Source organism: Streptomyces sp. NPDC031121 (genome assembly GCF_055570615.1).
In genome coordinates, this window is sequence record NZ_JBVIGV010000005.1 from 296,555 (window position 1) to 309,796 (window position 13,242).

A 13,242-nucleotide genomic window follows, 5' to 3' on the forward strand; every position below is an offset into this window, starting at 1 on the left:
GCGTCCGGACGGCGCTCCTGTCCCCCGGTCCCGGTCATTTCGCGGCCCTCTCCCACGACGGCGACTTCCGGGACTGCCCTCCCCGGCCGCCCCGGCCCCTCCCCCGCCCGGCGGGTCAGCCGATGGTGTGCCGGGGTGCGCTGCGCCGGTTCTGGCGGAGTGCCTGGCGGGTGCGCTGGAGCTGGAGGGCGAGCTGGACCTGGAGGGCGTGGGTCGGCTTCTGCCAGTCCTCGCCGAGGATCTCGGTGATCCGCTCCAGCCGGCGGGAGACGGTGTTGGGGTGGACGTGCAGCGACTCGGCGGCCCGGGAGGGGCTGTTGGCGGAGGCGAAGTAGGCCTCCATGGTGCGGATCAGCTCGGTGTACTGCTGGTCGTCGTAGTCGAGGACGGGGCCGATGGTGTCGGCGATGAACCGGTCGATGTTCGGCTTCTCGGAGAGGAGGACGCCGAGGAAGCCCAGCTCGTCGGGCGAGGCGGTGCTGCCGGCGCCGGTGAGTGCGGCGACGGCGTCGAGGCAGCGCCGCGCCTCCTGGTGGACGTGGACGATGGCCGCCGGGTTCTCGACGGGGCCCGCCGAGCCGGCGGTGACGGGTCTGCCGAGCACCTCGGAGAGCTCCTTCGAGGCGGTCCGGGCGATGGCGCCGGCCTCGGTGCCGGGCAGGAGCAGGACGACCGTGTCGCCGTCGACGCTCTTCAGCCCCTGGTGGCGGTTGGCGTACGAGGCCGCCCAGGCGGCGACGCGCCCCTGCACGCCGCCCTCGGGCCGGGCGATGACGACGACGTGCGGCTCGTCGAGGTCGAGGGCCAGGCGCCGGCTCTGCTCGGCGATCTGCACCGGGGAGAGGGAGGTGCCGCGCAGCAGGTCCTGGAAGAACTCGTCCCGCATGTGGCCCTCCGCGGCGGCCATGCCCTGCTCCATCAGCAGGACGACGGCGGTCACCTGGGCGGTGAGGGCGAGGAGCTGCACCTGGAGGTAGGTGGCCGGCTCGTCGGAGACGAGGATCAGCGTGCCCAGCATCTCGTCGCCCGCGGCGATGGAGGCGACCCAGACGCCGCCGGCGGTGCTGCGGGGCTGGCGGTCGGTGTGGGCGTCGAGGAGGGCGGTGCGGATCTCCGCCTCGTCCAGTTCGGGGACCGCGCCGACCGGGCAGGCCAGGGTGCGGCCGGCGGCGTCGCGGACGAGGAGGGTGCCGTCGAGTCCCTTGACGGCCTCGGCGGCCAGGGTGGACAGGCCCGCGCCCTGGAGGACGAGGTCGAGGAGCCGGCCGTGGGTCTCGCGGAGCTGGCGGGCGGTGGAGGAGGAGTCGAGGGCGCGGGAGGTGTCCTGCTCCAGCTCGACGACCTCGTACCGGGTCTGCTCCAGCAGCCGCGCCTTTTCGATCGCAACGGTTGCGAGGTCGGCGAGCGAACTCATCAGGGAGACCTCGTCCGGCGTGAAGTGCCGGACGTGGCGGTCGGCGACGTACAGCGCGCCGAGGCTCGCTCCGGCGTGCCGCAGCGGGACGGCCATGACGGCGTGCAGCCCCTCCGCCTGGACCACCTCGTCGATGACGGGGCTGTGCGTGAAGCTGGTGTCGTTCATGTAGTCGGCCGACCAGAACGGCGCGGACCCCTCGGCGGCGCGGCGGCCGACGCCGCCCTCGCTCATGGGGATCGCGAAGCCGATCGTGAGGGCGGAGGCGTGCCCGTCGGCGGAGCGGACCCGGGAGACCCCCTCCTCCGGGTCGTCGAAGCTCACCCACGCCATGTCGAGCCCCAGCAGCAGGCGGGCCCGACGGGTGATGACCTTGAGCAGCTCGTCGAGGTCGTAGGGGAGGGTGAGGTCGCGGGCGGTGTCGACGAGGGCGGCGAGGCCGGCCTCGCGCTGCTGGCGGCGCACGAAGAGCGCGCGGATGCCGAGGCTCTGGTCCCGGGCCCTGGTCAGCTGGGCGAGGGCGTCCCCGGCCAGACCGGCTTCCCGGGCTTTCCTGACCACGTCGTCGAAGGCAGCGGCGGGCGCCTCTCTGTTCAGCAGTTCCAGCATTTCGTAAGCGTGGTCAACCACGACGCTTCCCCCGACCCCCCATAAAGCCGTTGAGGATCGCACCAACGCGGTAACGCAATCCATGGCCAGCCTGAAAGTATCCCTTGTGGCAAGAACCGGTCAAGAATCGCTCGAGCCGCGGTCCAGGTCAGCGGTGCGGAGGGTGATCGGGCCACCACACCCCCGGAGTGATGCTGTCATCTGGACACCTTCTGGTCGAGGACCACTCGAGGGCAGGCTGATCACCGGTCGAGCCGGTGGCGCCCCCACCGCTACGGCCGCCAGCCACGCAGCTTCCTTGAGGAGTACGCATGTCCCAGGCGGTACAGGTTTCCCAACTCCAGAGCTACGAGCGGTCGCTGCTCCGCAGCAGGCTGTCCCTGACCAGGGCGGACCGGCCGCGGGTGTTCTCCCTGGGCGGCCGCGAGTGGGACCTCTTCGACGAGGTCTTCGCGCCCGTCTACTCGCCGTCCACGAGTGTGGCGCTGGAGCTGCTCGGCCTCAACGACCTTGACACGGGCCGCCGTTCGGGCTCGTTCCTGGAGATCGGCTGCGGCACCGGGGTGATAGCCGTCACGGCCGCGCTGGCCGGCTGCGAGCGGGTCGTCGCGGCGGACATCAGCCCCGCGGCGGTGGAGAACGCCGCCGTGAACGCCGACCGGCACGGGGTGACCCGCCGGGTCCGTGCCGTGCACAGCGACCTGTTCTCCGGTCTGCGCGAGCAGGAACGGTTCGACACGATCTTCTGGAGCTCCAACTACGTTCTGGGGCCCACGAGTTACGAGTACAAGTCGGTCCACGAGCGGGCGTACGTCGACACCGGTTACCAGGCCCACCGCCGGTTCGTGGAGCAGGCGGTGCACTGGACGGCCCCCGGGGGGCGGGTGCTGCTGCACTTCAGCGACCGGGGGGACCTGCCGGCGCTGTACGACATCGCCGACGACTGCGGCCGGGAACTCGTCACGGTGGCCGGCCGCCGGGTCCGCGAGGGGGAGTACGGAGAAGACATGGTCGAGCACATGCTGATCGAAATCAGGCCAGTCGCGGCTTGATTTGAACTGGGGGGATTTTTCGCCGTGCGTACGCTTCTTGTCGACAATTACGACTCGTTTACGTATAACCTCTTCCACTATCTGGCCGAGGTGAATGGCCGAGAGCCGGAAGTAGTCCGAAATGACGACCCGGACTGGAAGATCGCACAACTGGACGCGTTCGACAACGTCGTCGTGTCACCCGGTCCCGGAACGCCCCGCCGCGCCTCCGACTTCGGCATCTGCACCGAGCTGGTGCAGCGCTCCCACCTGCCGCTCCTCGGCATCTGCCTCGGCCACCAGGGCATCGGCCACGTCCACGGCGCGACGGTCGACCGGGCGCCGGAGCCCCGCCACGGCCGCACCTCGCCCGTCCTCCACGACGGCACGGGCCTGTTCGCCGGACTGCCCTCCCCGCTGGAGGTGGTCCGCTACCACTCGCTCACGGTGACCGGGCTGCCGGATGTCCTGGAGGCCACCGCCTGGACGCCCGACGGCATCCTGATGGGCCTGCGGCACCGCGGCCGACCGCAGTGGGGCGTGCAGTTCCACCCCGAGTCGATTTGCAGTCAGTACGGGATGCAGCTGCTTGCAAACTTCGCGGACCTGACCCGCGCCCACCAGGCCGCAGGGGGCCCCGCCCGCCGCTCCCCGGCCCGCCGCCCCGCCCGCGGCACGGCAGCTCCGGCCGCCTCGGCCGCTCCGGCAGCCCCGGCCGCTCCGGCCGCTCCGGCCGTCCCCCCGGCCCCGGTGCGCCGGCTGCGGATCACCGCCCGCCGCCTGCCCACCCGCTGGGACCCCGAGACCGTCTACGACCAGCTCTTCCGCGGCAACGACCACGCCTACTGGCTGGACAGCAGCCTGCCCGGGGGCGACCGCGGCCGGTTCTCGGCCATGGGCGACGCCACCGGCCCGCTCGCCCGCACCGCCTCGGCCGACGTGTGGAGCAGGACCGTCACCGTCGGCTCCGCCGGCGGCGGCAGCCGGCTCGTCGCCGCGCCCTTCCTGGAGTGGATCGACAGCGACCTGCGCTCCCTGCACACCGAGGTGCCCGAGCTGCCCTTCGACTTCGCCCTCGGCTGGGTCGGCTACCTCGGCTACGAGCTGAAGGCCGAGTGCGGCGGCGACCTGGTGCACCGCTCGCCCGTCGCCGACGCCACCATGGTCTTCGCCGACCGCGCAGTCGTCTTCGACCACGCCGAGCGCACCACGTACCTGCTCGCCCTCGCCGAGGACGGCGTTCCCGGGTCCGCCGCCGCGGCCGACGACTGGCTGGCCGGCACCGCCGCGCGCCTCGCCCGGCTCGCCGGCCACAGGCTGCCGGCGCCCCGCCCGCAGGAGGGCGGCGGCGAGATCCGGCTGCGCCACGACCGCGGCTCCTACCTGCACCTGATCGACCGCTGCCTGGACGAGATCGCGGCCGGCGAGAGCTACGAGGTGTGCCTCACCAACATGGCCGAGGCGGACACCTCCCTCGACCCCTGGACGGCGTACCGCACCCTGCGCCGCACCAGCCCGGCGCCTTTCGCCGCGCTCCTGCAGTTCGGCGGGCTGTCCGTCCTCAGCACCTCGCCGGAGCGCTTCCTGCGGGTCGGCCCCGACGGCCTGATCGAGTCCTCGCCGATCAAGGGCACCCGCCCGCGCGGCACCACTGCGCAGGAGGAGGCCGCCCTGATCGCCGACCTCCTGGGCGACGAGAAGGACCGCTCCGAGAACCTCATGATCGTCGACCTGGTCCGCAACGACCTGGGCCGCTGCGCCGTCCCGGGCACCGTCGAGGCCGAGGAGCTGTTCCGCGTCGAGAGCTACGCCACCGTCCACCAGCTGGTGAGCACCGTACGGGCGCGGCTGCGCCCCGGGCTGACCGCCGTGGACTGCGTGCGCGCCGCCTTCCCCGGCGGGTCGATGACCGGCGCCCCGAAGATCCGCACCATGCAGATCATCGACCGGCTGGAGGCCGGCCCGCGCGGGGTGTACTCCGGGGCCATCGGCTACTTCTCGCTCACCGGCGCCGCGGACCTCAGCATCGTCATCCGCACCGCCACCGTCACCGCCGACAAGGTGTCCTACGGGGTCGGGGGCGCGGTCGTCGCCCTGTCCGACCCGGACGCCGAGTACGAGGAGACCGCGGTCAAGGCTGCTCCGCTGCTGGCGCTGACGAAGACCCGCTTCCCGGAGAGGCGGCCGGCACGGATCCCCTCCTGACCGGCCGGCCGTGCCGGAGGCGGTGCTGCTCCGCCGCCTCCAGCACGGCCGCCACCTCGGGGGCGCTCACCCCCAGCCGCTCCAGGGCGCGCAGGGCGCACGAGGCCTCGGCGTCCGCGTTCAGCAGGGTGTCCCCGGAGAGCGCCGGCGCCAGCGCGGCGGCCTCCAGCGTCTCCACGGACAGCGCGAGCGCCGTGTTCCACCCGACGAGCGCGCCCACGCCGCCGTCCGCTCCGGGCCCCCACAGCAGCCGCGGCTGGAGGGCCCCGTTGGCGCGCAGCACGCGCCACCAGTCGCCCGACAGCCGCTCCTCGCGCATCCGGTACATGCGGCGCGCGACCGCGAGGCCGGCGGCGCCGCGCACCTCGGAGTCGGCCGGCACGCCCAGGGCGTCCAGCCGGGCCTCCACCTCGCGGTCGAAGCGGCCGACGGGGAACGAGACCACCAGCGGCGCGGCGCCGAGCGGCCGGCCCGCGGCCAGGGCCCGCTCCAGGCCGGCCACGTAGGCGTCGAGCACCTCCGCGCACCGCCGGCCGGAGAACACCAGCGAGGCGTGCACGCCGATGCCCTCCGCGAGGCAGTCGGCCAGCGCCGCGATCCCGTGCGGGGTCGCGGGCAGGCGGACCACCGCGTTGCGGCGGCCGACCGACGTGTGCGCCGCGCGGGCGGCCCCGACGAGTGCGGTCGCACCGCCGGCCCGGCGGTCCGGCACGGGCAGGGAGACGAGGCCGGCGGTGCCGCCGCTGCCCTCGAACACCGGCAGCAGGGCGTCACAGGCGCGCGCGGCCTGCGCGGGCGACGTGCCCGCGGGTGCGCAGGCGTTGTGGAAGTGGCCGCCCAGTACCGGATGCCGGTTGGCGGCCTCGAACTCCGCGGGGTCCTGCACGCTCAACCACGGCGAGACGCCCTCGGACACCAGTTGCCTCAGCAGTGCCCCAGCTCCTTGACTAACCACGCACAGCACCTTAGGGCGCGGCTCCGGCCCGCCGGAAACCATCCGGTGATGGTGTGTCAAGTGCCCCTCCATTCCCGTCGTTTTCCGGCCTTTTTCGGGGACCGCGGCGAAGGACGGGCGCGGACTTTAAGTGGTTTCCGGACGCCCTGCGTTATTCCCTCCGCCAATGCGTCAGGTTTATTTCGGATTACCTCTTTCGACCTGACCGAAATCAAGTCCACTTGACGGAGTGCGGAATGTCTGGTGGTTCACCGGATTCACGGTTCCAGAGACTTCTCGCTGCATCTGATGTCACGGCAGGTACAGCACTGGGAGGTGCCGCATGCACGGTGTTGCACGCTGGAAATCATTGCCCGCGGGCCAGCAGCCCGTATGGCCGGACGAAGAGGCCCTGGAGAGCGCCAGGGCCGAGCTCGCGGGCTCGCCCGCGCTGGTGCGCCGTGAGGACGTCGACGCGCTGCGCGCCCTGCTCGCCGCGGCGGCCAGGGGCGAGCTGCAGATCGTGCAGGGCGGTGACTGCGCCGAGGACCCGGCCGAGTGCACCCCCGGCTACGTGGCCCGCAAGGCGGCGCTCCTGGACGTGCTGGCCGGTGTGATGAAGGCCCGCTCCCTCAAGCCCGTCATCCGCGTCGGCCGGCTCGCCGGCCAGTTCGGCAAGCCCCGCTCGAACCCCACCGAGACCGTCGCCGGCGTCGAGCTGCCGGTGTACCGCGGGCACATGGTCAACAGCCCGGAGCCCGACCCGGACCTGCGCCGGCCCGACCCGCGGCGGCTGGTCGCGGGCTACCGGGCGGCGGCCGGCGCCATGGCCGTCCTCGGCTGGCACGGCGGGGGCCGCCCGTCCGCGGCCGAGGCCCCGGTGTGGACCAGCCACGAGGCCCTGCTGCTCGACTACGAGGGCCCGATGGTCCGCACCCAGGACGACGGCTCGCAGCTGCTGACCTCCACCCACTGGCCGTGGATGGGCGAGCGGACCCGCGAGCTGGACGGCGCGCACGTCGCGTTCTTCGCGTCCCTCTCCAACCCGGTCGCGACGAAGGTCGGACCCGGCATGGAGCCCGGGGCGCTGGTGGAGCTCTGCGGGAGGCTCGACCCGGGGCGAGAGCCGGGCCGGCTCACGCTGATCTCCCGGATGGGCCAGGGCAAGGCCGCCGAGAGGCTGCCTGCGCTGGTGCGCGCCGTCCGCGCCGCGGGCCACCCCGTGCTGTGGATGTGCGACCCGATGCACGGCAACACCGTCAGCGCGCCCGGCGGTGTCAAGACCCGTTTCGTCGAAACCGTGGTGCGCGAGGTCGAGGAATTCCAGAAGGCCGTGGTGGAAAACGGCGGAGTGGCGGCCGGACTCCATCTGGAGACGACCCCCGACCAGGTGCACGAATGCGTCAGTGACGAATACCACGTGGACGAGCTGGGAGAGAAGTACACCTCGTTCTGCGACCCGCGCCTCAATTCCGACCAGGCCGTCGAGGTCGTCTCGGCCTGGCGCGGCTGAGGCCGACGAAAAAGGGGGTTTCTCCATCATGGAAGGAAAGATCGCTCTCGTCACCGGCGCGGCCGGCGGCATAGGCGAGGCCATCGTCCGCGCCCTGGCCTCCCGGGGTGTGCGGGTGGTGGCGGTCGACCGGGACGCCGACCGGCTGCGCAAGGTGGCGAAGGCCGTAGAGGGGGACACCGGCGGCCGCGTCGAGCCGTTCCCCGCGGACGTCACCGCCAGTGCCGACGTCGAGGCCCTCGTCGACGACGTCGAGACCCTGGTGGGACCGCTCGACTTCCTCGTCAACGCCGCGGGCGTGCTCCGGCTCGCCGAGGCGCGCAAGCTGACCGACCAGGAGTGGAGCACGACGTTCGCGGTGAACACCACGGGGGTCTTCTTCGTCTCCCGGGCCGTCGTCAACCGGATGGTGCCGCGCCGCCGGGGCGCCATCGTCACCATCGCCTCCAACGCCGCGGGGACCGCCCGTACCGAGATGTCCGCCTACGCCGCCTCCAAGGCGGCCGCGACCATGTTCACCAAGTGCCTGGGCCTGGAGGTCGCCAAGTTCGGCATCCGCGCGAACCTCGTGGCCCCCGGCTCCACGGACACGCCGATGCTCAACTCGATGTGGCAGGAAGAGAGCAGCGCGCGGGCCTCCATCGACGGGGTCCCGGACGCGTACCGCGTCGGCATCCCGCTGGGGAAGCTGGCGCGCCCCGAGGACGTCGCCGAGGCGGTCGTCTTCCTGCTCTCCGACAAGGCGTCCCACATCACCATGCACGACCTCACCGTGGACGGCGGTGCGGCGCTCGGTGTCTGAGACCGGCGGGCCGACCGAGCCCGGTCCGACGAGCGAACCGAGCGCGACGAGTGAACCGAGTGCGACGAGGTCGGCGCCCGCGACCGGGGCGACCGGCCGGCCATCCGTGAACGAGAGGGAAACCCGCATGGCAGGGATACCTGCGATCAGCCCCTATCCGATGCCGGCGGCGGCCGACCTGCCGGCCTCCGCCGTCGACTGGGAGGTCGACCCCGACCGCGCCGTGCTGCTGGTGCACGACCTCCAGAAGTACTTCCTGGCCGCGTTCCCGCAGGGCGAGCAGCCCGTCGTGGACCTGGCCGCGAACGCCGGGGAGCTGCGCGCCCGCGCCGCCGACCTCGGCATCCCCGTCGCGTACACCGCCCAGCCGGGCGGCATGACGCCCGAGGAGCGCGGCCTGCTGAAGGACTTCTGGGGTCCGGGCATGCGGCCGAGCGAGGAGCACCGCCGGGTCGTCGACCCGGTCGCGCCCGCCCCGGGCGACTGGATGCTCACCAAGTGGCGCTACAGCGCCTTCTTCAAGACCGACCTGCTGGAGCGGATGCGCGCGTCCGGCCGCGACCAGCTGATCATCTGCGGTGTGTACGCCCACGTCGGCGTGCTGATGACCGCGGTCGACGCGTTCACCAACGACATCCAGCCCTTCCTCGTCGCCGACGCCGTCGCCGACTTCTCCTGGGAGGAGCACCGGATGGCCCTGGAGTACGCCGCCGGCCGCTGCGCCCGCCTCACCACCACCAAGGAGCTCCTGACGGCCCTCCCCGACCGGGTGGCCGCGTACGCCGGAAGGGAAACCGCATGACCGAGGACCTGCTGGACCGGATCCTGGTGCCCCGGCCGCCGGCCTTCGCGCTGATCCACCGCCCCGAGACCACCGTCGGCGACACCCTCGACCTGTTCACGGGCGAGTTCACCGAGGCCGCCGCCCTCGCGGACATCCCCCTCGGGGACGTCGCCGAGGGCGCCGGCGCCCGCCAGGACGTCCTCGCCCTTGTCCCCTACCGCCAGCTCGCCGAGCGCGGCTTCGAGGCGCCCGACGACGGCACCCCGCTGCTCGCCATGGCGGTCGCCGAGCAGGCGCAGGTGCCGCTCGCCGACGTCCTGGACCGCATCCCGGACGCCCCGGTGCAGCTGGTGCCGGGCGGCGACTTCGACATCGACGACGACACCTACGCAGAAACGGTTCGCCGCGTCATCAGGGACGAGATCGGCACCGGCGAGGGCGCCAACTTCGTGATGAAGCGCTCCTTCGTCGCCGACATCGGCGACTACTCCGTCCCCGCGGCCCTGCGGATCTTCCGCCGGCTGCTGGAGCGCGAGACCGGCGCGTACTGGACGTTCATCGTCCACACCGGCGACCGCACGCTCATCGGGGCCTCCCCCGAGCGCCACGTCAGCGTCAGCGGCGGCCGCGCGGTGATGAACCCCATCAGCGGCACCTACCGGTTCCCCGCATCCGGCCCGGAGCTGCCCGGCGTCATGGACTTCCTCGCCGACCGCAAGGAGGCCGACGAGCTGTACATGGTCGTCGACGAGGAACTGAAGATGATGGCCCGGATCTGCGAGTCCGGCGGCCGGGTCGTCGGCCCCTACCTCAAGGAGATGGCCCGCCTCGCGCACACCGAGTACTTCATCGAGGGCCGCACCTCCCGCGACCCGCGCGAGATCCTGCACGAGACCCTGTTCGCCCCGACCGTCACCGGCTCCCCGCTGGAGAGCGCGGGCCGCGTCATCAAGCGGTACGAGCCGCAGGGCCGCGGCTACTACAGCGGCGTCCTCGCCCTCATCGGGCAGGACGAGCGGAGCGAGCGCACCCTGGACTCGGCGATCCTCATCCGCACCGCCGACATCGACGCGGCGGGCCGGATGGGCATCGGCGTCGGCGCGACGCTCGTACGGCACTCGGACCCCCTGTCCGAGGTCGCCGAGACCCGCGCCAAGGCGTCCGGGCTGCTCGCCATGTTCGAGCAGCCGGGGCCGCGCCGCTTCGGCGACCACCCCGAGGTCCGGGAGGCCCTGAGCCGGCGCAACGCGACGATCGCCGGCTTCTGGCTCGACGACGACTCCGCCCGGGCCCGGCCGGTGCCGCTGCTGGTGGGCCGCAAGGTCCTCGTGGTCGACGCGGAGGACACCTTCACCGCGATGATCGAGCACCAGCTGCGCGCCATGGAGGCCGACGTCACGGTCACCCGCTTCGACGAGCCGTACAGCTTCGCCCCGTACGACCTCGTCGTGATGGGCCCCGGGCCCGGCGACCCGCGGGACGTGCACCACCCGAAGATCGCGCACCTGCGGGCGGCGGTCGACACGCTCCTCGCGGAGCACCGGCCGTTCCTCGCGGTCTGCCTGAGCCACCAGGTGCTCAGCACCCGCCTCGGCTTCCCGCTGCGCCGCCGCGAGCAGCCCAACCAGGGCGTGCAGCGGGAGATCGAGCTGTTCGGGCGGCGCGAACGCGTCGGCTTCTACAACACCTTCGCCGCGCAGAGCGCCTCCGGCACCGTCGAGGTGCCCGGCATCGGCACGGTCGAGGTGTGCCGGGAGGAGGAGACCGGCGAGGTGCACGCGCTGCGCGGGCCCGGCTTCCGCTCGATGCAGTTCCACGCCGAGTCGGTGCTCACCGAGGACGGCGTCCGCATCGTCGCCGACGCCCTGTCCGGACTGCTCAGCGAGCAGCTCGTATGAGGGCGACCGTCGCCTGGTGGGAGCTGGCCGGGTCCGGGCACAGCATCGCCTCGCTGCGGGAGTACCTCCGCGACGAGGCGGTCGACCGGTTCGCCGGGGTCGAGGGGCTGCGGCTGAAGTTCTGGATCGCCGACCCGGAGACGGAGCGCTGGGGCGCCGTGATGCTCTGGGAGTCGGCGGAGGCGGCGGCCCGGCCGCTGGCCCCGCGGGCCGCCGAGCTGATCGGGCGCACCCCGGTGCAGTACACCGTCTTCGACGTGGAGGCGGTGGTCGAGGGCGTGCACACCCTGCCCGCGCTGCCCGGCCCCGGACTGCTCCGGCAGGCCGCGGAGGCGGCCGCTCCGGCGGGCCGGGGCTGAGCCGCCGCGGGAGGGCGCACGCGGAGGCGGCCCCTCACGACCCGTCCGGGCCGTGGGGGGCCGCCTCCGCGTCCGGGTCGGCGTGCATCATGGCCCGGTTCAGGCCCTCCGTCATGGCGTCCAGCGTGGCGTGGAAGTCGGCGTCGAGGTCCCGCAGGTAGGTGTTCTGGGCGAGCACCGCCGCCGCCGGCCGCTCGGTCAGGGTGATGCTCAGCGTGAGGGTGAGGCGGCCGTCCGCGTCCTCGCCGATCTCGTTGCGTATCTCCGCGATGTCGGTGTCGTCCAGGTGCCGGTAGGTAATGCGGCCGGCGCTCTCCTGGGGGGTGACCCGCTGGAGGAACGTCGAGTTACCGCGCCGGATTTCCCGCAGGAATCCATCGGGGTAGCGCTCGTTGATCCGGCATTGCGTAATGGCGGGAACATATCCCGTGGGAAACTCCGCCTTGTGCAGCAGAGCCTGCCAGAGGCTGTCCCTCGTGGGGCCGGGAGACCCGCTCTGACCTGCGCAGACTACCGGTCGAGTCCATGAAAGCGTCAGCATTGGTCTCCCTTTTCCGCCGGTGGGCCGGCGTGCAGCATCGACCGCCCGGCCGAAGGTGTCAAAGACGGTCCGGGGATTACGTCACCTGCCCCGAGAACCTGACGGAGTGAACCGGCCGGACTGCCCATGACACCCCGGTTCCTTGCAGGGTGGCGGTCGGTCGGCGGCGTTCGCCCGAGCGCCTTCCCGAGAATCCGACGCGGAGAATCAGGAGCACGCTGATGTCTGAACGCTTCGACGGCAAGGTCGTCCTCGTCACCGGCGGGGGCGAGGGAATCGGCCGTGCCGCGGCGCTCGCCTTCGCCCGGCTCGGCGGACTCGTGGTGGTGGCCGGCCGCCACCCCGAGACCCTGGAGGGAACGGTCAAGCTGATCCGCGACGCCGGAGGCCGCGCCGACTGCGTCGTCGCCGACGTCTCCGACGCCACCGCCGGGTTCGGGGCGGGCGCGGCCCACGCCGTCGCCGAAACGGTCCGCCGCCACGGCGGGCTGCACGTCGCCTTCAACAACACCACCGAACTGGGCCCCGCCCAGCCGGTCGCCGACATCGACGAGGCCGCCTGGGCGCAGAACCTGACCGCGAACCTGACCGGCGTGTGGCTGTCGATGAAGCACGAGATCGCCCACATGGAGACCGCCGGCGGCGGCGTCATCGTCAACACCGCCAGCAACATCGGCGCCCAGGGCATGCTGCCCGGGCTCGGCGCGTACGCGGCCTCCACCGCCGCCGTCAGCGCCGTCACCCGGACCGCAGCCCGCGAGTACGCCTCCCGCGGCGTCCGCATCAACGCCATCAGCCCCTGCCCGCTCGGCCGGGGAGCCAGCGTCGAGGAGATCGCCGACACCGTCGTCTGGCTCTGCTCCGACGCCGCCGCGTACATCGTCGGGCACGACCTGGTGCTCGACCGCAAGACCGGCGAGTGAAGCGACCGGCCGGACCCGCACACCCCCGCCCCGGCCGAGCAGAGGAGCCCTGAGGAAGCGGTGAGCAGCCCCCGACCCCGACCCACCCCGACCACCCCCGCGGCCCCCGGCGGCGGCTCCCCCGGACCGCACCCCGCGCACCGCCGGGCGGGCGACCCGGGCTGGTCCCGCCGCGGGGGCCGGACCCCGTTCCGCGCCGGCCGCGGCGCCGGACACCGACACCGGGAGC

Annotated in this window: 11 protein-coding genes; 8 read left to right on the forward strand and 3 right to left on the reverse strand. The window is 72.9% G+C overall.

The window, feature by feature from the left end; all coding sequences use genetic code 11:
* Positions 1 to 115: 115 nt before the first annotated feature.
* Positions 116 to 2,023 carry a helix-turn-helix domain-containing protein gene (locus tag ACZ462_RS11535; RefSeq protein WP_467805891.1) on the reverse strand — a complete coding sequence of 636 codons (1,908 nt, stop codon included), beginning with the start codon at positions 2,021 to 2,023 and terminating at the stop codon, positions 116 to 118.
* A gap of 311 nt (positions 2,024 to 2,334) precedes the next feature.
* Between ACZ462_RS11535 and ACZ462_RS11540 the strand changes: the two genes are divergently transcribed.
* Both ACZ462_RS11540 and pabB read left to right on the forward strand, forming a co-directional pair.
* A complete protein-coding gene (locus ACZ462_RS11540; RefSeq protein ID WP_467805890.1) occupies positions 2,335 to 3,075 on the forward strand; it encodes a 50S ribosomal protein L11 methyltransferase in 741 nt (246 codons plus the stop codon).
* 24 nt (positions 3,076 to 3,099) lie between these two features.
* A complete protein-coding gene (gene pabB / locus ACZ462_RS11545; RefSeq protein ID WP_467805889.1) occupies positions 3,100 to 5,259 on the forward strand; it encodes an aminodeoxychorismate synthase component I in 2,160 nt (719 codons plus the stop codon).
* On the opposite strand, the gene ACZ462_RS11550 is transcribed toward pabB, so the two are convergent.
* Positions 5,186 to 6,145 carry a transaldolase family protein gene (locus ACZ462_RS11550; RefSeq protein ID WP_467805971.1) on the reverse strand — a complete coding sequence of 320 codons (960 nt, stop codon included), beginning with the start codon at positions 6,143 to 6,145 and terminating at the stop codon, positions 5,186 to 5,188. The two genes, pabB and ACZ462_RS11550, sit on opposite strands and share 74 nt — an antisense overlap.
* Positions 6,146 to 6,536: 391 nt before the next feature.
* Here ACZ462_RS11550 and ACZ462_RS11555 point away from each other — a divergent pair, with 391 nt between their 5' ends.
* The 5 genes from ACZ462_RS11555 (at position 6,537) to ACZ462_RS11575 (ending at position 11,549) form a co-directional block, all read left to right on the forward strand.
* Positions 6,537 to 7,706 carry a 3-deoxy-7-phosphoheptulonate synthase gene (locus ACZ462_RS11555; protein WP_467805887.1) on the forward strand — a complete coding sequence of 390 codons (1,170 nt, stop codon included), beginning with the start codon at positions 6,537 to 6,539 and terminating at the stop codon, positions 7,704 to 7,706.
* Positions 7,707 to 7,734: 28 nt separating this feature from the next.
* Positions 7,735 to 8,508 carry a 2,3-dihydro-2,3-dihydroxybenzoate dehydrogenase gene (locus ACZ462_RS11560; protein WP_467805886.1) on the forward strand — a complete coding sequence of 258 codons (774 nt, stop codon included), beginning with the start codon at positions 7,735 to 7,737 and terminating at the stop codon, positions 8,506 to 8,508.
* A 127-nt stretch (positions 8,509 to 8,635) separates the two neighbouring features.
* On the forward strand, positions 8,636 to 9,310 hold the full coding sequence (locus ACZ462_RS11565) for an isochorismatase family protein (protein ID WP_467805885.1): 675 nt from the start codon (positions 8,636 to 8,638) through the stop codon (positions 9,308 to 9,310).
* Complete coding sequence (locus ACZ462_RS11570) at positions 9,307 to 11,190, forward strand: anthranilate synthase family protein (RefSeq protein WP_467805884.1); 1,884 nt, start codon at positions 9,307 to 9,309, stop codon at positions 11,188 to 11,190. The genes ACZ462_RS11565 and ACZ462_RS11570 overlap by 4 nt, the downstream gene beginning before the upstream one ends.
* Positions 11,187 to 11,549 (forward strand): hypothetical protein, encoded by a 363-nt coding sequence (locus ACZ462_RS11575; protein WP_467805883.1) that lies wholly within the window; start codon positions 11,187 to 11,189, stop codon positions 11,547 to 11,549. The genes ACZ462_RS11570 and ACZ462_RS11575 overlap by 4 nt, the downstream gene beginning before the upstream one ends.
* Before the next feature lie 34 nt (positions 11,550 to 11,583).
* On the opposite strand, the gene ACZ462_RS11580 is transcribed toward ACZ462_RS11575, so the two are convergent.
* Positions 11,584 to 12,090, reverse strand: coding sequence for an AtaL-like protein (locus ACZ462_RS11580; protein ID WP_467805882.1), 507 nt, complete (start codon positions 12,088 to 12,090; stop codon positions 11,584 to 11,586).
* A 221-nt stretch (positions 12,091 to 12,311) separates the two neighbouring features.
* Here ACZ462_RS11580 and ACZ462_RS11585 point away from each other — a divergent pair, with 221 nt between their 5' ends.
* Complete coding sequence (locus ACZ462_RS11585; protein ID WP_467805881.1) at positions 12,312 to 13,013, forward strand: SDR family oxidoreductase; 702 nt, start codon at positions 12,312 to 12,314, stop codon at positions 13,011 to 13,013.
* Positions 13,014 to 13,242: the final 229 nt, after the last annotated feature.